Origin of the sequence: Erythrobacter mangrovi, assembly GCF_013260645.1 — a bacterium.
In the GTDB taxonomy this organism is placed as follows: domain Bacteria; phylum Pseudomonadota; class Alphaproteobacteria; order Sphingomonadales; family Sphingomonadaceae; genus Qipengyuania; species Qipengyuania mangrovi.
Genome location: NZ_CP053921.1, coordinates 1,787,210 through 1,808,654 on the forward strand (window position 1 = coordinate 1,787,210; position 21,445 = coordinate 1,808,654).

20 protein-coding genes are annotated in these 21,445 nt (G+C 62.0%); 6 read left to right on the forward strand and 14 right to left on the reverse strand.

Annotation, left to right across the window (positions count from 1 at the left end; genetic code table 11):
- The first annotated feature begins 42 nt into the window (after positions 1-42).
- Positions 43-753, forward strand: a complete 711-nt coding sequence (locus HQR01_RS09175) for a helix-turn-helix transcriptional regulator (protein ID WP_173214524.1) — start codon at positions 43-45, stop codon at positions 751-753.
- Here HQR01_RS09175 and rodA read toward each other — a convergent pair.
- The 5 genes from rodA to HQR01_RS09200 are packed head-to-tail and all read right to left on the reverse strand — an operon-like array spanning position 750 to position 6,498.
- The gene (rodA, locus tag HQR01_RS09180) at positions 750-1,868 is read right to left on the reverse strand and encodes a rod shape-determining protein RodA (protein ID WP_173214526.1); all 1,119 of its coding nucleotides are present in this window, start codon (positions 1,866-1,868) and stop codon (positions 750-752) included. The two genes, HQR01_RS09175 and rodA, sit on opposite strands and share 4 nt — an antisense overlap.
- A complete protein-coding gene (gene mrdA, locus HQR01_RS09185) occupies positions 1,865-4,000 on the reverse strand; it encodes a penicillin-binding protein 2 (RefSeq protein ID WP_173214528.1) in 2,136 nt (711 codons plus the stop codon). Before mrdA ends, rodA begins: the two co-directional genes overlap by 4 nt.
- Positions 3,997-4,551: a rod shape-determining protein MreD gene (locus HQR01_RS09190; protein WP_173214530.1), complete on the reverse strand. Its 555-nt coding sequence runs from the start codon at positions 4,549-4,551 to the stop codon at positions 3,997-3,999. Before HQR01_RS09190 ends, mrdA begins: the two co-directional genes overlap by 4 nt.
- The gene (mreC, locus tag HQR01_RS09195) at positions 4,551-5,441 is read right to left on the reverse strand and encodes a rod shape-determining protein MreC (protein ID WP_173214532.1); all 891 of its coding nucleotides are present in this window, start codon (positions 5,439-5,441) and stop codon (positions 4,551-4,553) included. Before mreC ends, HQR01_RS09190 begins: the two co-directional genes overlap by 1 nt.
- 13 nt (positions 5,442-5,454) lie before the next feature.
- The gene (locus HQR01_RS09200) at positions 5,455-6,498 is read right to left on the reverse strand and encodes a rod shape-determining protein (RefSeq protein ID WP_173214534.1); all 1,044 of its coding nucleotides are present in this window, start codon (positions 6,496-6,498) and stop codon (positions 5,455-5,457) included.
- Positions 6,499-6,693: 195 nt separating this feature from the next.
- Here HQR01_RS09200 and mutL point away from each other — a divergent pair, with 195 nt between their 5' ends.
- Together mutL and HQR01_RS09210 are read left to right on the forward strand one after the other, a co-directional pair.
- Entirely contained in the window at positions 6,694-8,496 is a 1,803-nt protein-coding gene (gene mutL / locus HQR01_RS09205; RefSeq protein ID WP_173214536.1) for a DNA mismatch repair endonuclease MutL, read from the forward strand.
- Positions 8,496-8,981 (forward strand): hypothetical protein, encoded by a 486-nt coding sequence (locus HQR01_RS09210; RefSeq protein ID WP_173214538.1) that lies wholly within the window; start codon positions 8,496-8,498, stop codon positions 8,979-8,981. Before mutL ends, HQR01_RS09210 begins: the two co-directional genes overlap by 1 nt.
- A 1-nt stretch (position 8,982) precedes the next feature.
- Here the strand turns inward: HQR01_RS09210 and HQR01_RS09215 are convergent, their stop codons facing one another.
- Together HQR01_RS09215 and HQR01_RS09220 are read right to left on the reverse strand one after the other, a co-directional pair.
- Complete coding sequence (locus HQR01_RS09215; RefSeq protein WP_173214540.1) at positions 8,983-9,447, reverse strand: MaoC family dehydratase; 465 nt, start codon at positions 9,445-9,447, stop codon at positions 8,983-8,985.
- A gap of 46 nt (positions 9,448-9,493) precedes the next feature.
- The gene (locus HQR01_RS09220; protein WP_173214542.1) at positions 9,494-10,705 is read right to left on the reverse strand and encodes an alkaline phosphatase family protein; all 1,212 of its coding nucleotides are present in this window, start codon (positions 10,703-10,705) and stop codon (positions 9,494-9,496) included.
- Positions 10,706-10,983: 278 nt separating this feature from the next.
- Here HQR01_RS09220 and HQR01_RS09225 point away from each other — a divergent pair, with 278 nt between their 5' ends.
- Positions 10,984-11,997: a DUF2167 domain-containing protein gene (locus HQR01_RS09225; RefSeq protein WP_173214544.1), complete on the forward strand. Its 1,014-nt coding sequence runs from the start codon at positions 10,984-10,986 to the stop codon at positions 11,995-11,997.
- A gap of 30 nt (positions 11,998-12,027) precedes the next feature.
- Here HQR01_RS09225 and ychF read toward each other — a convergent pair whose 3' ends face one another.
- The 7 genes from ychF to HQR01_RS09260 form a co-directional block, all read right to left on the reverse strand.
- Complete coding sequence (gene ychF, locus HQR01_RS09230; RefSeq protein WP_173214545.1) at positions 12,028-13,128, reverse strand: redox-regulated ATPase YchF; 1,101 nt, start codon at positions 13,126-13,128, stop codon at positions 12,028-12,030.
- A 64-nt stretch (positions 13,129-13,192) separates the two neighbouring features.
- Positions 13,193-14,188 (reverse strand): SDR family oxidoreductase, encoded by a 996-nt coding sequence (locus HQR01_RS09235; RefSeq protein WP_173214547.1) that lies wholly within the window; start codon positions 14,186-14,188, stop codon positions 13,193-13,195.
- Positions 14,189-14,275: 87 nt separating this feature from the next.
- A complete protein-coding gene (locus HQR01_RS09240; protein WP_173214549.1) occupies positions 14,276-14,773 on the reverse strand; it encodes a P-loop NTPase family protein in 498 nt (165 codons plus the stop codon).
- A 4-nt stretch (positions 14,774-14,777) separates the two neighbouring features.
- Entirely contained in the window at positions 14,778-15,347 is a 570-nt protein-coding gene (gene pth, locus HQR01_RS09245; RefSeq protein ID WP_173214551.1) for an aminoacyl-tRNA hydrolase, read from the reverse strand.
- Between the two features lie 87 nt (positions 15,348-15,434).
- Positions 15,435-16,121 (reverse strand): 50S ribosomal protein L25/general stress protein Ctc, encoded by a 687-nt coding sequence (locus HQR01_RS09250; RefSeq protein WP_173214553.1) that lies wholly within the window; start codon positions 16,119-16,121, stop codon positions 15,435-15,437.
- Positions 16,122-16,247: 126 nt separating this feature from the next.
- A complete protein-coding gene (locus HQR01_RS09255; protein ID WP_173214555.1) occupies positions 16,248-17,126 on the reverse strand; it encodes a TraB/GumN family protein in 879 nt (292 codons plus the stop codon).
- A 72-nt stretch (positions 17,127-17,198) separates the two neighbouring features.
- On the reverse strand, positions 17,199-18,128 hold the full coding sequence (locus HQR01_RS09260; RefSeq protein ID WP_173214557.1) for a TraB/GumN family protein: 930 nt from the start codon (positions 18,126-18,128) through the stop codon (positions 17,199-17,201).
- Positions 18,129-18,329: 201 nt separating this feature from the next.
- Here HQR01_RS09260 and HQR01_RS09265 point away from each other — a divergent pair, with 201 nt between their 5' ends.
- Together HQR01_RS09265 and glyS are read left to right on the forward strand one after the other, a co-directional pair.
- Positions 18,330-19,265, forward strand: coding sequence for a glycine--tRNA ligase subunit alpha (locus HQR01_RS09265; protein WP_173214559.1), 936 nt, complete (start codon positions 18,330-18,332; stop codon positions 19,263-19,265).
- On the forward strand, positions 19,262-21,421 hold the full coding sequence (gene glyS, locus HQR01_RS09270; RefSeq protein WP_173214561.1) for a glycine--tRNA ligase subunit beta: 2,160 nt from the start codon (positions 19,262-19,264) through the stop codon (positions 21,419-21,421). Before HQR01_RS09265 ends, glyS begins: the two co-directional genes overlap by 4 nt.
- Positions 21,422-21,445 lie beyond the last annotated feature (24 nt).

Here is a 21,445-nt window from a genome sequence, read left to right on the forward strand (position 1 = left end):
TTCTGTTATGCTTAATTCCAGTCACTCGATCGGGGGACAGCCATGCAGCGCTACGCGGCGCATATGGATAGTTTGAAGCAGCCCAGCGAAGTGCTGCATTTCGTCAATCGCTTGGCGCGGCGGCTTGGCGCGGACAAGCAAAGTTATCATTGTACCCCGGTTTTCGGTTCCCATACTTCCGATGAGGCCGTGATCTACCAGCAGGGCTTTCCCGCTGCCTTTACCGAGGAGTACAGATCCGCCGGGCTGCGGCAGATCGATCCGATGCCACGCCTGACCTTTTCTCATGGCCCCGTGCTGCCCTGGGGTCGGGCTTTCGAACTGGGTGCATCGATGAACATTGGTCAGCGTTATGCAGAAGCATGCATCCGCCATGGCCTGACCAAGGGTGTTAGCCTTGCCTTGTTCGGACCCGCGCACAGGGATGCCTATGCTTCGTTCGGGTTTCCGGAGGACGCTGATCCGCTCGACGAAGGGGTCCAGACGATGCTGCATGTGCTGATGCAAGCCGCCCACCTAAGGATTTGTGCGCTGTTGGACGCGCGGGAACGGAAGATTTCACTGTCCGAGCGTGAAGCCGAAGTGCTCGAGTGGCTGAGTAAGGGTAAATCGAGCGCCGATATCGCCGCCATCCTCCACATCTCTCCAGAGACGGTGCGCACCTATACGAAGCGGCTCTATGAAAAGCTCGGTACCAATGATCGGGTTGGGGCTACCGTCAGGGCGCTCCAATTGGGATTGATCGATGCCTAGCGCGCCAATCCGCTCCGTGGTGCGTAACGGTTCCAGCGACTGACCATCATCAACGACCCAAGGCAGATCATGTTGGTCATCATGGAGCTGCCGCCGTGGCTCATGAAGGGCAGGGGGATGCCGACGACTGGTGCCAGCCCCATGACCATCATGAGATTGATCGCGACATAGAAGAAGACTGTCGCGGTCATGCCGGTTGCCAGCAGTTTTCCGAAACGGTCGTTGCTCTGTCGCGCGACACGCAATCCCCAGCTGAGGATCAAAGCGAAGCATACGAGTACGATCAGTCCGCCGAAAAAACCCCATTCCTCTGCCATGGTCGCAAAGATGAAGTCCGTGTGTGGTTCGGGCAGGTAATTGAGGTGACTTTGCGATCCCTCATTGAATCCCTTGCCCCACATTCCGCCAGACCCGATCGCGATCTTGGACTGGGTTATATGATAGCCATCGCCTAGCGGATCGCTTTCCGGATCGAGGAAGGTGAAAACGCGCTTCTGCTGGTATTCCTTCAGTCCGAAGAAGAAGGCGAGGGGGGCCAGCACCGCCCCGGCAGCGCCCGCACCGATGAACCAGCGCAGTGGTAGGCCAGCGACGAACATCACCACGACGCCGCCAAATGCGATTGCGAGAGAGGTGCCCAAATCGGGCTGGAGGAGTACCAGGCCAACGGGCAGGCCCATCATGACTCCTGCGGGAACGAGCGATCGCCAGGTCGGGATCATCCCTATGGGGAGGATCGCGTAGAATCGCGCCAGGACCAGCACAATGGCCGGTTTCATCAGTTCGGACGGCTGCAATTGCATGAAGCCCAGATTGAGCCATCGCTGGCTGCCGCCGCCGACAAAGCCGATTGCCTCGACAAGGACGAGCAACAGAATGATCACACCGTAGATTGGGAAGGCGAAGAACATTGCCATTTCCTTGGTGAATCGGCTCATCACGAAGGCCATCACCAGGAAGACGAGGAACCGGACGATGTGGTTCTCGGCGTAGGTTGTCCACGATCCACCGGCCGCGGAGTAAAGCACCAGTGAGCCGAAGCCGACGAGGATAAGCAACGGAAACAGCATCGACCATGGCTGGCGGGCGATCGGTGCCGGGACGATCCCGCTCATGGTGTTGGCCCGCTGTCGGGTGTTACAGCCGCCGGCGCGGGTGAGGCCTGCACCTCGGGTTCGATGATCGCACCGGGCGGAGGCGGATTATCGCCCGGCAGTGTGTCGACCCGCGGTTGCAGCGTTTCTTCCGCGATGTTTTCATTCTGGCGGACAGCAACGCGCGCCTCGGCTTCAACCCGGTCGAAGATCTCTTCTTCGCGGGCAGGCACCGGTTTCACGGACTGGCCTGCTGCTGCTGCATAGGCGCGGTACTTCGCATCGAGCCTTTGCTGTGCGGTACCGCCCCACTGGGCCTCATAGCCGCGCAGTGCTTCCATTGCCTTTGCGGGATCGAACAGGAAGGTCATTACGTCTCGTGCGATGGGATAGGCGGCGCCGGAACCGCCACCATGTTCGATCACCACTGCACCGGCGTACTTCGGCTTGTCGTAGGGGGCGAAGAACACGAACAGGCCGTGGTCGCGATACTTCCATGGTCCTGTCTTGCCGTTCGACAGGTTGAGGCCCACGACCTGCGCTGTACCGGTCTTTCCCGCCATCAGCACATCCTGGATGGGTAGGCGCGCACGTCCGGCCGTGCCCGGTCCGTTGACGACATCACTCATCGCCTGGCGCACGATATCGACGTGCTCCTGGCTGAAATCGGCCGGCGCGAAGGGCTGGCGAATCTTCGATTTCACCAGGTGCGGTTCAAGATGACGCCCCGATGCGATGCGTGCCGAATAGACCGCCAGCTGCAGCGGGTTGAACAGCATGTAGCCCTGGCCAATGGTGGCGTTGACGGTATCGTAGGTCTGCCATTCACGGCCGTATTTATTCAGCTTCCAGGCCGGGTCAGGCACCGTACCGTAGAACTGGCTCGTCACCGGCAGGTCGAATTTCTGCCCCAGACCGACGCGGCGGGCCATGGCCGCGATTGGGTCCATGCCGATCTGCTGGGCGAAGTGATAGAAATAGACGTCGCAGGACTGGTAGATGCCCTTGGCCATGTCGACGTGGCCATGCCCGCGGCGGTTCCAGCAGTGAAACACACGGTTGCCTACCCGAAGCCCGCCGGCACAGTTCGTTGCTGCATCGGGCGAGAGTCCTTCGCGCAGGAAGCTCATGGCTACCATCGGCTTTACCGTCGAGCCTGGCGGATAGAGGCCTTTGAGGACCTTGTTGCGCAGCGGCACCCGCTCGTCTTCGCTGAGCATTGAATACTCGACGCGCCCGATCCCCTGGGAAAAGCTGTTGGGATCGAAACTAGGCATGGATGCCATGCACAGGATATCGCCCGTCTCGCAATCCAGGACGACCACCGAACCGCTTTCCAGCCCAATGCGCCGCGCTGCGTAATCCTGCAGTGGTCCGTCGATCGTGAGCTGGACAGGGTCGCCCTGGACATCCTCGCGCGTTTCCAGATCGCGTACGATCCTGCCTGACGCGGTAACCTCAACCCGGCGCGCGCCGGGCACACCTCTGATTTCCTGTTCGAAGACCTTTTCCAGCCCGTCCTTGCCGATCTTGTAGCCCGGAGTGATCAGCAATGGATTGCGATCCTGGGCATATTCCTCGGCATTGGCTGGCCCCACATAGCCGATCAGGTGGCCGACCGATGGGCCCGTGGGATAAAAGCGTGAGAAGCCGCGTTGCGGGACGACGCCATGCAAGTCGGGCAGGCGGACGCTTACCGCTGCGAACTGTTCGTATTTGAGGCCAGATGCGACTTCTACGGGCTGGAAGCCTCGCGAGTCCCTGACCCTTTTCTTCACGTCGGCCGCCTGGTTCGCGTCAAGTTCGAGGATCTTGGTGAGTTCATCGATCGTGCGCTCCGGATCGGGCGTCCTGTCGGGAATGATGTCGACGCGAAAGTCGGCACGGTTCGATGCAAGCGGGGCGCCGTTGCGGTCGAGGATCCATCCGCGGCGAGGCGGGATCAAGGAGAGGTTGACGCGGTTGCTCTCCGACTCGAGCTCGTATTTCTCGTTTTCCGCGATCGCGATGTAGGCTTGGCGCAATGCAAGGAGGATACCGACCCCGCCCATGACCGTACCGATGGTAAAAGTCCGCCGGTCGAAGGCATTTTCGAGCATGGTCTGGTTGACCACCTCCCGGCGCTTCGTCTTGCCTGTACCCAACCGCTTCATGCGATCCGCTTCCTGCGTGTCAGGCGGAACTGGTCAAGCCGCGCCACGAAGCGGGCGAAAAGTGGAAAGAGCAGGACCGTGAGCACGATTTGGGGACCGAGGGCGACGAGTGACGAGGCGGTTGGAGTGGCGCCCGACAGGAGCCACCCCGACAACAGATAGGTGACAAGGAGTATACCTGCGGTGAACCAGTCCTGCCAGAAGCTCCGCCAGGGGAAGCGCAATTCGATCACTTCGATGGCAATCAGGGCCAGCGACCAGCCCAGGACTGCGAATCCAAATGGTTGGCCGTTGAAAAGGTCGTCGAACAGGCCCAGAGGAAGGCCGGCCCAAACAGGCAGAAGGCCGGGGCGCACAAGCCGCCATCCCAGCAGCAGCAGCAGTCCTGCGGGTGGCACCATGGGCATGGCGATCGCTAGCAGGAAGACGGGAAGTATCGACCCGAGTATGATCGAGGCCCAGGGTACCGAATAAGCCAGTATCGGCGAGTGCGAACGGTTGATGCGGCTGCCATAGGCGTCACTGCGCGAACGCGGGTTCATCCGCTCCATCAGTTCCCAAGCTCCTGCTCGACAGGAGTTTGCACCGCTACCACGGCTTCGGGCTCGAAAATGGGATCGATCGCCACGAAATCCGTCGCCGCAGGATCGCTGATCAACCGCGCCAGGCCGCCGTCATCGGTCTTTTCTGTGAGAATGGCGACTGCGGTTCCCGGCCTGTAGTAGCCGCCGGCGCCGCTCGTAACGAAGACGTCGCCAGGCTCGAGTGGATTGATGCCGAGATTGATCAGGCGGATGCGTAGCAGGCCGTCGCCGCGTCCCTCAGCAAAGGCCACGACCTCGTCCTTGGCCCGGCGCACGGGCAGGACGCTCTCACTGTCTGTCAGCAACAGGACCCGGGCGCTATCGGCGCCCACTTCGAGAATGCGCCCCACGACACCGCGCGGGCTGCGAACTGGCATGCCGACCTTGACGCCATCGCGCCGCCCGACGCCGACATAGGCGAAGCGGCGCGTGCTGGATGCGGTAGAACCTATCAGGCGGGCCATTGCCACGGGTTCCGCCGAAGTGTCCTGTAGGCCGATAAGCGCTTTGAGACGGCGATTTTCCTGTTCCACCGCCTTTGCTTCGACGAGCCGGATGCGCGCTATCTCCATTTCGCGTTCAAGCTCGGCGTTCTTCGATCCGGCGCGGTAATAGCCCGCGATCGATTCCCACAAAGTCCTCGTCCCCGTGCGAACCGTCGCAGCAGTCTCGGCAGCAGGGGCTACAGTGTCGCTGGCGCCGGACCTTGCCCAACCAAACAGGCTAGGCTGAAACAACGACACGCCCAGCAGCACCGCACCGACGAGCGCTCCCAGACCGGCCAGGATGTAGCCGGTAAAGACATTGTATTGCGCCCTGCGAGAGTAGCTCGAGCGCCGTTGGCTTGGCGGCGCCATCCCAGGTCCTTTCTCAGGCCGTCATCAGGACGCCGCGATAGATCGGATCTTCCATCGCCCGGCCCGTTCCAACAGCGACGCAGGACAGCGGATCCTCTGCGATGGTCACCGGCAGCCCGGTCTCTTCCCGCAGGTATTCGTCGAGTCCACCGATCAACGCACCGCCTCCGGTCAACACAATGCCCTGGTCGACGATATCGGCGGCCAGTTCGGGGGCCGTATTCTCGAGCGCGATGCGCACGCCTTCGACAATGGCGCCGATGGGCTCGCTCAATGCCTCGGCGATATGGCCCTGGTTGATGGTGATTTCCTTGGGCACGCCGTTGACGAGGTCACGTCCCTTGATGGTGATGCTCTCGCCAACGCCATCCGCGGGCTGGCGGGCCACGCCGTAATCCTTCTTGATGCGCTCTGCCGTGGCTTCGCCGATCAGCAGGTTGTGGTGTCGGCGGACATAGGAAACGATCGCTTCGTCCATCTTGTCGCCACCGGTGCGCACGGACGTGGTGTAAGCGAGACCGCGCAGCGACAGCACCGCAACCTCGGTTGTGCCACCACCGATGTCGACCACCATGCTGCCGACCGGTTCCGTAACCGGCATGTCGGCACCGATCGCGGCGGCCATCGGCTCCAGGATCAGGTAGACTTGCGATGCACCCGCATTCGAGGCGGCGTCACGGATTGCGCGCCGTTCGACCGAGGTCGAGCCCGAGGGAACGCAGATGGTGATCTCGGGGTAGCGCAGCAGGCTCTTGCGGCCGTGCACCTTACGAATGAAGTGCTTGATCATCTCTTCCGCGATTTCGATGTCGGCGATGACGCCGTCGCGCAAGGGGCGGATCGCCTCAATGCTGTCAGGGGTCTTGCCCATCATCATCTTCGCATCGTCGCCCACGGCCTTCACCCGTTTGACGCCATTGATGGTCTCGATCGCGACAACGCTCGGCTCGTTCAGGATGATGCCCTGGTCCTGCACATAGACCAGCGTGTTAGCCGTACCGAGGTCGATCGCCATGTTCTGCGAACCGAATTTGAAGAGATTGTTCCAGAAGCCCATTTTAAATCGATTTTCCGTTTGAAGGTAGGATCTGCCGGGTCCTTCGTTCGACCCCTTCGTGACCCCATGCGCGAATAGGTGGCGGGTGCATAGCGAGACAATCGGCAAAATGCCAAAAATTTGTGCACTTTCGACGGGGGAAACGGCAACGTCCGACCTCGGCTTTGCGGCATTTCGTCGCTACCTTGCGCCCCGATGGTACAAATCCGCCGCCTTCCCGAGAACTTGGTCAACCGCATCGCGGCGGGCGAGGTAGTCGAACGCCCATCTTCCGCGCTCAAGGAACTGGTCGAGAATGCGATCGATGCAGGGGCAAACCGGATCGCGGTGAAGCTGGTCGGCGGCGGGCTGACAAGCCTCGAAGTGACCGATGACGGCTGTGGTATGACGCCTGATGACATGGCTCTGGCGCTGGAACGGCACGCCACCTCCAAGTTGCCGGATGAAGCGATCGAGCAGGTGGTGACGCTGGGTTTTCGTGGCGAGGCGCTGCCCAGCATCGCAAGCGTTGCGCGCTTCACCCTAGAAAGCCGGCCGCACGGTGCTGAACAAGGATGGCGGCGAACGGTCGATCACGGTGAACTGGTCGGGGAGGGGCCGGCAGCCCTGCCTCCCGGCACGCGGGTCCGGGTTGAAGACCTGTTCGGCAAGGTTCCCGCCCGACGCAAGTTCTTGCGTAGCGAGCGGAGTGAGTATGCCGCCTGCCTTGATGTCGTGCGGCGACTTGCCATGGCGCGGCCGGACGTCGCGATAACGCTCGACCATGGTGATCGCAGGATCCTGGGTCTCCAGGGTGGCGAAGGGCTGGCGAACCGTGTGGCGCAGATCGTTGCGCGTGAACTCAAGGACAATGGCGTCGCGATAGAACTGGACCGGGGTCCTATGCGGCTGACGGGCATTGCCGGCCTGCCAACCTACAATCGCGGGGTAGCCGATCACCAGTATCTGTTCGTCAATGGTCGCCCGGTGAAGGATCGGCTGCTCACCGGTGCCGTGCGTGGGGCCTATGCAGATATGCTGGCGCGGGACCGGCATGCGGTCCTGGCACTGTTCCTCGAACTGCCGCCCGAAGATGTGGATGTAAACGTCCATCCGGCCAAGACCGAAGTGCGGTTTCGTGATGCGCAGGCCGTGCGTGGATTCATCGTTTCGGGCCTCAGGCAGGCTCTTGCAACAGGGGACCAGCGCAGCGCCCAGGCACCGGACGCTGCGGCAATGGGACGATGGCAAGCCGAGCCCCTGCGTGAGGAGCCCGCTCCGGCTCTTCGATCGATCTTTGCCGGACGCGACTGGTCGCAGCCGCAGGCGCGGGTAGCCGAGGCCAACGCCGCGTGGCGCGGGGTCGAAGCCGAGGTAATGGCGTCACCGCGGGGAAGGGCGGAGGAGGCAACACCGATCTCCGAAGAGGATCAGGATTTCCCGCTCGGTATTGCACGAGGACAGGTTGCGAACACCTATATCGTTGCGGAAGCGAAGGACGGCTTGATCCTCGTCGACCAGCATGCGGCACACGAGAGGCTGGTGCTTGAACGCCTGCGTGCAGCGGGTGCGGACGAAGCTGTCAGGCGTGAACAGGCGCTGCTCATTCCCGATGTCGTCGAGATGGACGAACCTTCCTGCGATCGGCTTGAGGAAGCCGCACCCAAGTTGGCCGAACTCGGTCTGGTAATTGAGCGCTTCGGTCCCGCCGCGATGCTCGTGCGTGCGCTCCCGCATGCCATCGCCAAGACCGATCCGGAAAAGCTGTTGCGCGACATTGATGACGATCTGGCGCTCAATGGCGAAGCGCTGCTGCTTGGGGAGAAGCTCGACCTCGTGCTTGCGACCATGGCCTGTCACGGTTCGGTCAGGGCGGGGCGCCCGCTGCGGGTCGACGAAATGAATGCGCTCCTGCGCGAGATGGAGCGAACCCCGCGTTCAGGCCAATGCAATCACGGGCGTCCGACATGGGTCAAGCTGTCGATGGACGATGTCGAGAAGCTGTTCGGGAGGCATTGATGCGCAGGTTCCTCTTTCTGTCTCTGCTGATCCTGGGTGCCTGCTCTGACAAGCCGACGGAGGAAGAGCGCCGCGCTGCGGTAGCCGAAGTGGAGAAGGCACAGGAAGCGCCGGCCCAGGCATTCGGACCCCAAGCGATTCTCTATCCCGATATCGAGAAGAACAGCCTATACGGGGCGGGCTGCAGCTTTGTGCCCGATGGTGGTGGCCTGGGTGCGGTTGCGCTGGCCATGGCGGAAGAAGGCTACATGAAGCGTGATGGAGAGATCCTGCGCTTTGCCGCCGACAAGGGCAGCAAGGAATTGCCATATCTAGCGCACGCCCAATATGATGGCCGCGACTATGCCTTTGTGCTGACGCTCAGCGAAGTGGATGGGGAAGTATCAGGCGAGGAAACGATCAACTTCCCCGCATCGCTGTCCGTCACCGACAGCAAGGAGCGCGTCGTGTATCAAGCGCAGGGCATTGCCCAATGCGGGGCCTAACCTAGTCCTCGATCGGGGCCTCGGGTTTGCGGACACGGATCAGCCCGTTGCTGACCATGTCGAGAACCAGCTCGTCATTCTGGTTGAAAGTGCGGTGGCGGACCTTGAAGATGCCCATCTCGGGGCGCGAGCGACTGCGGCGCTTCTCCAGAACCTGGCTTTCACAACGCAGCGTATCGCCCGGATAGACCGGTTTTACCCAACGCAGGTTGTCGACGCCCGGCGAGCCCAGGCCGGCAGATTTCTCGACATTCATGTTCGCGACCATCATCGACATGGTCATCGCACAGGTGTGCCACCCGCTTGCCGACAGCCTCCCGAAATGGGTCTGAGCCGCTGCCTCGTCATCCAGATGGAACGGCTGCGGATCGTATTTGCCTGCAAATTCCATCACTTCTTCGCGCGTCACCTCATAGTGACCGAAGGATTGCACCACACCAATCTCGATGTCTTCGAAGTACTTCATGCAGGATCGATGGCGCAGGCCTGAAAATCAGGCAATGGGCAAATCCTTAACCCCCGGCAAGCGCAGGCTGCACCGGGTCCAGCGTCCCGTCGAGGTTGGGGTTCTGCGGTAAACCGAGTACTTCGCGCAGTAGTGGCGCGATATCGACATTGTCGAAAACCGGAAGTTTCACGCCGCTGGAAAAGGCGGGACCACTGGCGATGAACAGCGCCAGCATCTGTGGGTCGGCATTGTCATAGCCATGCGCGCCGCCTGCCACGGGGTAGCGCGGAGGGCCGGCCAGGATGGTCCAGCCATTCTCCGCTATGCAGACGATGGCCGCAACGCGGGGGTTTGTGCCGTAGTGCAGCCGGGCAGGGAGGTCTTCCTTGCGCGCGCAATCCATATGCTCATGCGGGACGAGCAAGGCGTCGGCAACTCGGCTATCGGTCCCCGTGACCGGTTCGATCGCGGCGTAGGGCCCGACTTCTACCGCGATATAGCTCTCGCGATCGATGAAGTCGTCGAGCTGGATCACCCGCGATCCGTCGGTTTGGCGCATGCCATGGTCGGCAACGATCACGAAGTTTGGCGACAGGCCCAGCCCCGTCAGTTCGCTCACAAGATCGCCGATCCGCGCATCGACTTCGGCAATGGCCGCGTTGACCTCATCGCTGTCGGGACCGAAGCGGTGGCCGGAGGTGTCGACGGTGTCGAAATAGAGAGTGACGAGAGCTGGCCGCGTTGCTTCTGGCCGACGCAACCAATCGATGACCGTCCTGACGCGTTGTGCATTGCTGATGTTCTGGTCGAAGCGCAGCCAGTCACTCGGTCGGATCCCCTCGAAGGGCACTTCACTCCCGGGCCAGAACATCGTCGCCGTGCGGATTCCGGCGCGCTCTGCGGTTATCCAGATCGGCTCGGCCTGGCTCCACCAGAACGGGTCGAGCGCCTGCCGGGCGTCGCTGAGGCTGAACATCTGCCCCGGGCGTCGCGGGTCGATCATGTTGTTGCCGGAGATGCCGTTGCGGTCGGGCCGCAAGCCGGTCACCACGGTGTAGTGATTGGGGAATGTCTTGGTCGGGAAGCTCGGTCGCATCGGCCCGGTCGCCCCCTCGGCCGCAAGTGCGCTGAGGGTGGGAGTGATCCCCCTGTCGAGATAGTCGGCGCGGAAGCCGTCGATCGAGATCAGGATCGTGACTGGACGATCTGCTTCTTCGGCATGGGCCGGAACAGCAGACAGCCAAAGGGCCGTGAACAGGGCAATGAGATAACGCATGGGAGCCCGTTAGTCCCGACGGGCTACAATGGCGAGACAGGAATCGGGAAATTTACGATGCCGTTCGACAAACGGCGAAACCTCTGTGGACCGGCCGTAGACGCCGCCTTCCAAAGTAAGCGGTCACCAAGACTGTAAAACTAGGTAGCGCTAATACAATCTCGACCTAAGTAATAACAAATAATCAAGACTTTCTGGTCATCGCAAATCGTTTCCGCTGGGCGCTTTCACTCGTTGATGCGCGAAGAGAGCGAAGTGACCGACAAAGGGAGTCGCCAATGCGAAGTCTGCTGAAGATATTGATGACCGTCGTTGCGGCGACGCTGGCGGTGCCCACATGGGCCCAAAGTCCCGTGGCAGACGACGAGCTGACACCTGAAATGGTCGCCTGGCTGGATGATCTCTCGCCACGTTCCGGGAGGGTCAAGATCGACGCCGCGAATGCACAGCTCGATCTTGGCGACGCCTACGTGTTCTACGGGGAAGACGATGCCTGGAAGATCCTGACCGAGGCCTGGGGGAATCCCCCTGAGACTGCAGAAGGCGTGCTCGGTCTCGTGATGCCAAAGTGGTCGACTCCGTTCTCCGATAGTTGGGGTGCAGTGATCACCTTCGAAGAGGTTGGCTATGTATCAGACGACGACGCCGCCAACGTCGATTATGACGAACTACTCGAAGAGCTGCAGGAGGCGACTGACGAGAATAATGAGGCCCGCATCGACGCGGGGTTCGAGTCGATCAAGCTGGTCGGTTGGGCCACGCGTCCTGTCTACGATTCCAAATCGCATTCGGTCGTCTGGGCCGAGGACCTGGTGTTCTCTAGCAGTCCGGGTGAGCACGCGCTCAACTACGACTTGCGGACACTGGGTCGGTACGGCGTGCTGAGCATGAATCTCGTCTCGACTATGAAAGACCTGCCCACCGTGCAGATTGCTGCCAACGCTCTCGCAAAACGCGCGAGCTTCACTGCCGGCGCACGATATGAAGACTTCGATCCGGCGACCGACGAGGAAGCAGGCTTCGGCATCGGGGGCTTGATTGCGGCCGGGGCGGGCGTCGCGGCCGCAAAGAAGCTCGGCATCTTTGCCCTCTTGCTGAAGTTCCTCAAGCCTCTCCTTGTGGTGATCGTCGTGGCGTTCGGTGTCTTCCGCAAGCGGGTGATGGCTCTGTTCGGCAGGCAGCAAGGCGATGAGTACGTTGGCACGGCCGAGCCAAGCGGAGGAACGAAGCGGAGGCTTCGCACACCAGAAACCCTGGCGGCAGGTTCAGCAGAGGATCCGCCTGCCCGGTGAAACGGAATCAGGCTGCGATCAGGACGGTGCCTAGACGTTGAACTTGAACAACATCACGTCGCCGTCCTGGACGACATATTCCTTGCCTTCCTGGCGCAGCTTGCCGGCTTCCTTGGCACCACTCTCGCCGCCCAAGGTCACGTAGTCGTCATAGGCGATCGTCTCCGCGCGGATGAAGCCGCGTTCGAAGTCGGTATGGATTTCACCTGCCGCCTGCGGGGCCTTGGCACCTGAGGGGAAAGTCCAGGCGCGGGCTTCCTTGGGGCCGACAGTGAAGAACGTCTTGAGGCCGAGCAGCTTGTAGCCGGCGCGGATCACCCGGCTCAGGCCACTTTCGCTAAGACCCAGTTCGGCGAGGTATTCGGCACGATCTTCGGCCGGCATGGCGACAAGCTCGCTCTCGATCGCGGCAGAAACCACCACCGCCTCGGCACCTTCGGCAGCGGCCTTGGTGAAAACCAGCTCCGAAAGGGCATTGCCGTTGGCGGCGTCTTCTTCTGCGACGTTGCAGACATAGAGTACCGGCTTGGCCGTGAGCAGCTGCGCCTGGCGAAAGACGCGCGCTTCCTCCTCATCCTTGGGTTCGGTGAGGCGGGCGGGCTTTCCTTCGCGCAACAGGTCGAGCGCCTGACCGAGTACCGACGCCATCAGCTTGGCTTCCTTGTCGCCGCCAGTGGCGCGCTTGGCCGCAGCAGGGACGCGCTTCTCGAGGCTTTCTAGGTCGGAGAGCATCAGCTCGGTCTCCACCACCTCGGCATCAGCGATCGGATCGACCTTGTTGGCCACATGTTGGATGTCGTCATCCTCGAAGCAGCGCAACACGTGGACGATGGCATCAACCTCGCGGATATTGCCAAGGAACTGGTTGCCCAGGCCTTCGCCCTTGCTCGCACCTTTCACCAGCCCCGCGATATCGACGAAGGCGAGCTGCGTCGGCACGATCTTGGCCGACTTCCCGATCGCCGCGATCTTGTCGAGCCGCTCGTCGGGGACGGCGACCTGGCCCACGTTCGGCTCAATCGTGCAGAACGGATAGTTTGCGGCCTGCGCGGCCTGCGTCTCGGTCAGTGCATTGAACAGGGTGGACTTGCCGACATTCGGCAGGCCGACGATCCCGCAGCGGAAACCCATCGATAACTCCGGAAATAAGGTGTGGCGGCGCCCTTAGCCGCGCCGTGCGCCAAATGCCAGCGTGTCAGACATTGTGCACTGCGCGGATCATTGGGCCGAACGGTGAACCACCTAACCAGTCGACCTGCGTTCGGGCGCAGACCTCGTTGATCGCGGCCTGCGGGATGCTTCCGCCGCTAACCGGGAGGCGCACGGGGCGCTGCCCTTTTGGCATAGCCAACACATTGGCCATGGCGCGGGGGACATCCATCGGATCGGCACTGCGCCCTGAACCGTCCTCACGCCCCATCGCTGCGACTGCCTGCGGATAGCCGTCCTTGTGGATCGGATCAGCTCGGTCCCTGAGCTGTCCGGAGTAGCGATTGCGGTTGACCCAGACCTTGGTCGGATAACCACCTGGTTCGATCACTGTCACACCGATATTGTGCGGAACGAGTTCGTAGGCGAGCTGCTCGAACATTGCCTCAAGCGCGAACTTGGTTGCCGAATAGTGCCCGGCATAGGGAATCATGACCCGTCCGAGCTGGCTCGAAATGGCGAATATGTGCCCTTGCTTGCGGGCGCGCATGCCCGGCAACACGGCACGTGCAAGGCGCTGGTAGCCGAAGACGTTGGTGTCGAAGGCCAGCTTTGTCGCCTCCATGTCCTGCACCTCGACCGGGCCGGTGATACCGATACCGGCATTGTTGACCAGCACGTCGAGCCCGCGCCCGGCAATCCGCTCCGCCTCGGCTACACCGGCAACGACCATGGCATCGTCTAGCACATCGATTTCGATCACGTGGAGATCGAGCTTTTCATCGCTTGCCAGCTGGCGAAGCTCATCGGCTTCGGCACGTGGTACGTTGCGCATGGTCGCAAAGACCTTTGCTCCGCTGCGTGCAAAAAGCTCGGCAGAGAGGCGCCCGAAACCAGATGAGCATCCGGTGATCAGGATTGCCTTGCCAGACAGGTCCGCTGAAGCCTGCTCATCGCCAGCGAGAGCCGGTCGACCGGCGAGGGCAGCCGCCCCGCTGGCTGCGGCTGCGGCGAGGATTGCGCGGCGAGTAACTTTGGGCATGGCTGTCTCTCCTTCCGGGTCATGATGACCTGAAAGCGCGCATTGCGCCAGCATCGGTGTGTCGCTGAGGTCGGTGACCTTGTCGCTCTAGAGAGCGCTTAGCCAACGGCGAGTTGCAGCCGGGCTTTTGAGGCGGATGACCTTGTTGGCGAAGGGCGCCAACCTTGCCTCGAGGCGCTTGCCCGGGCCCCAGCGCCAGCTCACTACGTAGAAGAAGAAGGCCAGGTTGAAGCGTTCTTCGCAGCCTTCGGTCATGTCGGGCCGCGAGCGCCCCCGCCAGTGCCAGATGCGCTTCACCAAGCGCCAAAGGCAGAGTGAGATAGGATAGTCGAGATAGACCACCGTATCCGCACGCGGCAGGCGCTGGGCGAGAGTACTCCCATAGGTTCCTTCGAGGAGCCAGCGCTCCGCCGAAATCACGCCCTCGATCCGCTCGACCAGTTCCTCACGCGGGGACTCGATCCAGCCCGGCTGCCAATTGAGCTTGTCGAGATGGAACAAGGGGAGGGCGAGCTTCTCCGCTAGCTCCATCGCGAGCGTCGATTTGCCTGCTCCGCATGGGCCGACGACGAGGACCCTTTGCATGCGGCTAGTCCTGGAGACGCAGAGCCATATCGCTCATGAAGCGGGCGTCGTCACCCCTGGCGAGCCATTCGGCTTCTGCGGCGATGGCTCCGAGCATGGCGGCAAGATCGTCCATCTCCGCCTTGGCGTAGTTGCCCAGGACATGCCCGTGCACGCGGTCCTTGTGACCCGGATGGCCAATGCCGATGCGCACCCGCCGAAAATCCGGGCCAAGGTGCTGGTTGATGCTCCTCAGCCCGTTGTGCCCAGCCAGCCCACCGCCGGTACGGACCTTGACCTTGAACGGCGCGAGGTCGAGCTCGTCGTGGAACACGGTCAGCGCCTCCACGTCCAGCTTGTAGAACCGCAGTGCTTCGGCGACCGATCGGCCACTCTCGTTCATATAGGTTGCCGGTTTGAGCAGCAGGATCTTTTCATTGCCGATCCGCCCCTCCTGCACCCAGCCTGAGAATTTCTTCTGAATCGGGCCGAAACCGTGCATCTCCGCAATCACGTCGCAGGCCATGAAGCCGACGTTGTGTCGGTGGAGCGCATATTGCGGTCCGGGATTTCCAAGGCCTGTCCAGATCTGCATGTGCGCCCTCTAGCTGCCGCTCGCATAAATGCAAAACGCCGGCCCCTTGCGGGACCGGCGCTTCGTAACACCTGGATGGGTAGGGGATTACTCCGCGCTGCCCTCTTCCTCGGTGGTTTCTTCTTCGGCGCTCTCTTCAGCGTCCTGCTCGCTCGCCGGAACTTCGGCAGCGTCGGCGCTCGAGGTGTCGCCTTCGGCTTTCTTCAGGGCCGAAGGTGCAACCAGCGTCGCGATGGTGAAATCGCGGTCGGTGATCGCGCTTTCCGAACCAGCGGGCAGCGTAACTTCGCTGATGTGGATCGAATCGCCAACGTCCTTGCCGGTCACGTCGATGACGATCTCGCTCGGGATCTTGTCGTTTTCGCAGACCAGGTCGAGTTCGTGGCGAACGATGTTGAGCACGCCGCCCTTCTTGAGGCCCGGGCTCATTTCTTCGTTGGCGAAGACCACCGGAACCTGCACTTCGATCTTCCCGCCCTTGGTCATGCGGAGAAAGTCGACGTGTTCGGGGCGGTCGGTCACGGGATGTACGGCGACGTCCTTGGGAAGCGCGCGGACGGACTTGCCACCGATCTCGATCGTGACGATCGAATTCATGAAGTGGCCGGAGCCGAGCTGGCGGATCAGCTCCTTGGCTTCCACGTGGATCAGTGTGGGTTCTTCCTTGCCGCCGTAGATCACGGCGGGGACACGGCCTTCACGGCGCAGTTGACGGGAGGCTCCCTTGCCAGCCCGTTCGCGCGCCTCGGCCGGCAGGGTCAGAGCGTCGCTCATGTCACATACCTTTCGAATGCATTTGGGTACTTCGGTCCGCCACGCCTCCAGGGATGACCATGACGCCGAAGGGCGCGCCTATAGCGGGCTTTCCGTGAAACGCAAGGTGCAAGGCCATTGCCGAGCCTATTCGATCCGGCGGACGACGTACCCGATCTTCTCCAGCTGCGCCGGCAAACCCTCTGGCCCCAATAGATGTCCGGCGCCCACCGCCACCAGCGGGCGCTCATTCGCCGAGAAGAGGTTTTCGAGCTGGGCGGTCCAGGCCGCGTTTCGGTCAACAAGCAGTGCCTGCTTGAGCTCCTTGTCGGAAAGAATGCCGCGCTGGGAAACCCTGGTCAGCTCATCCAGATCGCCGCTGCTCCATACGCTCGCAAGGCGGGCGCTCTGATCTCCATACTCCGCTGCTTCGCTCAAGACTGCGTTGAGCAGGTCACGTTGTTCCTTCTCCGGCAAGCTATCGAAGATCGACAACTGCGCCTTGGCACCTTCCAGCTCAACAATCTCGCGGCCTTTGAAATCATCAATGAGCGCACGGTCGACGCCGTTCTCTGATTCTCCATCCTGCGCAACCTGGGCCAGAGCGAGCGCCGCCGCCCAGCTTTCCATCGGGTCGAAATAACTGCTTCTGACACGCGCCTCGACAAGCAGCTTGTCGAACTCTTCGTGCAGATCGGGCACGATCCTCTGGCGGATAGGACCGCCTGGAGTGTCGAAGGCCATGTCCTCGAACAGCTTGGATAGCGCTGCGCCATCGTCGAGGTTGGCCACTTCGACTACCAGCATATCGGCATCGCCCATCGCCTTTGTCAGCTTGGGCGATTGCCACTCGACGTCGTCCGGCAGCGCGTGGATCGTGCCGAACAGCCATCCTTCCACCTGGCCATCCGGTCCGGTTATCTCCCACAGGGCCGGATATGTCTTGGGCCCCGCAGACTCGTCCGCGCGGGGTTGGCAGGCGGTCAGGGCAAGGGCGATCGCAAGACAGGAAAGGAGACGCTTCATTGCGCGTCTCCCTGACGCAGCGGACGGCCATTGCAAGCATGCATCGTCAGATGGCCGACCAAGGGACAGCCGCTATTGCAGCCGCGTTACCGGGATCGAACGCGCTTCCAGGAAGTCCTGCACGCTCTTGTCGCCGGCAAGATGCCCGGCGCCAACCGCGATGAAGACGGTGCCGGGAGCGTCGAGGCGCTTCTCGATCCAATCGGCCCAATTGGCATTGCGATCGTACAACAAGGTCTGCGCGAGCGTGGGATCGCTGAGGCTCTCGTTCATGAGCGTGGCGAGACCGTCGGCATCGCCAGCCATCCAGTAGGCGACCATCCGGTCCATCATCGGAACGATACCATCGATATTGGTGGCCGAAGCCATCAGGAAGGCGATCTGCGATTTGAGCGGCAGCTCGTCGAACAGGCCGATCTGGTAATCGATCGTCTCCAGCGAAGCCCGCTGCTTCTCTTCCCCGGCCTTGACGTCGATCACGTGCTCGACACCGCTATCGGCGGTCCAGCCATTCTTCATCAACGGCAGGATCGACAGGGTCATGCCGGCGAACCAGGGTTCGAAGCGGTCGAAGGCGTTGACCGGCACGCCAATCGTGGTCAGCGCGCCCTCGTAAGCGACGCGGTCATCCTGAGGCAGGATATCGCGCAGGGACTTCTCCGCGGGCAGCACGGCCTTGCTGACCACCATTTGCTGCGAGGCAGGGTCATTGGTCGCATCCGGCGGAATCTCGGTCACCAGCGTGTCTGAGCTGGCAAGCGCAGTGGCAATGGATCCAGTGTACCATTCAACCGCGGTGGGAAGCGCGTGGACGGTCCCGAACAGGTAGATCGTCGTGTCCTCGTCGGCGACCTGCCACAGGGCCGGTCCCGAACGGGCTTCGGCTACTGGCGCAGCCGCCGCAGGCTGCAAGGCAGGCTCCGCATGCGCTGCGGTGCAACCCTGCAATGCCAGCGAAATGGGGGCCGCCAGGAAGAGGGAAAGTTTGGTTCTGAGGCTCATTGATGGCTTCTTCATTGTGACACTTGGGCCGTGATGATTCCGGATCGTCTATACCAATTGTTGTCCCGTAGCCTGCAATCAAGCCCCCTGCTACTCCACAAGCGATTGGGGACGCCGGATGCCGCCGATGCGTGTCGAAGGCGTCGCTACACCGCTTTGCGGCATTGACGCTTTTTGGCTGCTAAGCCATGGCGCAGCGCCATGAACCGTGACCCTTCGAAGTCATTCCAGGACATGATCCTCGCACTCCACGATTTCTGGAGCGCGCAGGGCTGCCTTATCCTCCAGCCTTACGACATGCGCATGGGGGCGGGGACCTTCCACACTGCGACCACGCTGCGCGCGCTGGGGCCGGAGCCGTGGAACGCGGCTTTCGTCCAGCCTTGCCGTCGCCCGACCGACGGTCGCTATGGCGAAAACCCCAATCGCCTGCAGCACTATTACCAATACCAGGTGATCCTGAAACCGAGCCCGGCGGATATCCAGGACCTCTACCTGGAAAGCCTGCGGGTGATCGGCATCGATCCGCTCAAGCACGATATCCGCTTCGTCGAGGATGACTGGGAAAGCCCGACGCTGGGCGCCTGGGGCCTGGGCTGGGAAGTCTGGTGCGACGGGATGGAAGTGACCCAGTTCACCTATTTCCAACAGATGGGCGGCTTCGACTGCAAGCCGGTGGCAGGCGAGCTGACCTACGGGCTCGAGCGCCTGGCGATGTACATCCAGGGCGTCGACAACGTCTATGACCTCAATTTCAACGGCGGCACGTCCTCAAGTAGCGAAGCGGTAGGACGCGAAAGACTCGTGACCTACGGCGACGTCTTCCTCGAAAACGAGAAGCAGATGTCGAAGTGGAACTTCGAAGTCGCCGAAACCGACGCTCTGTTCGACCTGTTCAACAAGGCCGAGGCCGAGTGCAAGAATGCGCTCGCGGCAGAGGTACCCATCGCCGCCTATGAGCAGGCGGTCGAGGCGAGCCACATCTTCAACCTGCTGCAGGCGCGCGGCGTGATCAGCGTGCAGGAACGCGCCAGCTACATGGGCCGCGTCCGCGACCTCGCGCGCGGTAGCTGCGAAGCCTACATGGCCAAGGAAGCGCCCCAATGGGCCGAGAAATATCCGGAGTGGTCGAAATGAGCGACTTCCTCCTCGAACTGCGCAGCGAAGAGATCCCGGCCCGGATGCAGGCGGGTGCGCGCGACGAACTCGAAAAGCTGTTCCGTCGCGAGATGGAAGCCGCCGGCGTTGCGGTTGGCGTGATTACGGTCTGGTCGACCCCGCGTCGTCTCGCATTGATTGCGCGCAGCCTGCCCGAAGCCACCGAGGCGGTCAGCGAAGAAGCCAAGGGCCCACCTGAAGGCGCGCCCGATGCCGCGATCGACGGATTCTGCCGCAAGAACGGCGTGACCCGCGACCAGCTTGAATTGCGCGACATGAAGGGCCGCAACACCTGGTTCGCCGTAATCGAAAAGCCGGGCAGGGCGACCAGGGACGTCCTGGCCGGGGCGATCCCGGCCATCATTCGCGATTTCAGCTGGCCCAAGTCGATGCGCTGGGGAGCGGCCTCGCTCTCGACCGAGAGCCTGCGCTGGGTTCGCCCACTGTCGGGCATCGTCGCGCTGCTTGGCGATCATGTGATCGAATGCGAAGTGCACGGCGTTGCCAGCGGATCCGTGACCCACGGTCACCGTTTCCATCATTCGGGCGACATCACGATCGGCAATGCCGACGACTATGCGATGAAGCTGCGCGCAGGCCATGTGATCGTCGATCACAATGAGCGGCAGGACATGATCCGCGCCCGCGCCGCGCAGGTTGCATCCGAAGCCGGCCTCAAGCTGGTCGAGGACGAGGGCCTGGTGATCGAGAACGCCGGCCTCACCGAGTGGCCCGTGCCACTGCTCGGCCGTTTCGACGAGGCATTCCTCGACGTGCCGCCCGAGGTGATCCAGCTGACGGCGCGCGTGAACCAGAAGTATTTCGTCTGCGAGGATGCACAGGGCAAGCTCGCCAATGCCTTCGTCTGCACCGCCAATATCGCGGCGGCCGATGGCGGTACGGCGATCGTCGACGGCAACCGCAAGGTGCTTGCGGCGCGTCTCAGCGACGCGCGGTTCTTCTGGGAGCAGGATCGCAAGACTCCGCTTGCGCAGCAGGCCCGCAAGCTCTCGCGCATTACCTTCCATGAGAAGCTCGGGACGCTCGACGACAAGGTCGATCGTGTTGCCAAGTTGGCGGACTGGCTGGTCTTCGATGCCAAGGCTCCCAATGGCGACCACAAGTTGGCGCGTATGGCGGCTGAGCTGTCGAAGGCGGACCTCGTGACTGAAATGGTTGGCGAGTTCCCTGAGCTCCAAGGCCTGATGGGCGGATATTACGCCCGCGCTGAAGGACTCCCCGACGAAGTCGCCGACGCAATCCGCGACCACTACAAACCGGTCGGTGCAAATGACGAGGTTCCCACTGCGCCGACAACGGTGGCAGTGAGCCTTGCCGACAAGCTCGACAACCTGTTGAGCTTTTTCAAGATCGACATCCTGCCGACGGGATCGAAGGATCCCTTCGCTCTGCGCCGCGCGGCGCTGGGATATCTACGTCTTGTTCAGGCGAACAATCTGAAGCTCGAGCTCAACGAGGTCGTCCATGCTTGGGCGAGCAAGCCGATCCCCGCGCTCGCGGAAAAACTGGCAGATTTCCTGCTCGATCGACTTGCTGTGCAACTTCGCGATGAGGGCGTGCGTCACGACTACATCCTCGCGTCGCGGGCATGGCGGGGCCGCATCGACATGCGCGTCGATCGGGTTGAGGCGCGGGCGCGAGCGCTGACCGGCTTCCTTGGTACCGACGACGGCACCAACCTCCTCGCCGGATACAAGCGCGCGGCCAATATCCTCAAGAAAGAGGACTGGCACGGCATCGAGGGCGAGATCGCCCGGACCGGCGAGGAAGACCCGCTGAGCCAGGTCGACGATCCCGACATGAAGGCCGTGATCGACGCAAAAATGACCGAGCGTCATGCGGCGGAGCTTTCCTACTCGCCCGAACCGGCGGAGAAGGCGCTGATGGACGCTATCGCCACAGCCGAACCGCAGGCCGCCAAGGCTATCGCCGCCGAGGATTTTGGCGCTGCCATGGCCGCGCTCGCGTCGCTGCGTGCGCCGATCGATCGCTTCTTCGATGAAGTGACGGTAAATGCGCCTGAAGAAAACAAGCGCGCAAACCGGCTCGATCAGCTTGCGCGGTTCCGTGCTGCAGTGCACAAAGTCGCGGACTTCTCGCGCATCGAGGGGTAGATTTTCCGGCGAAGGGTGTCCCTG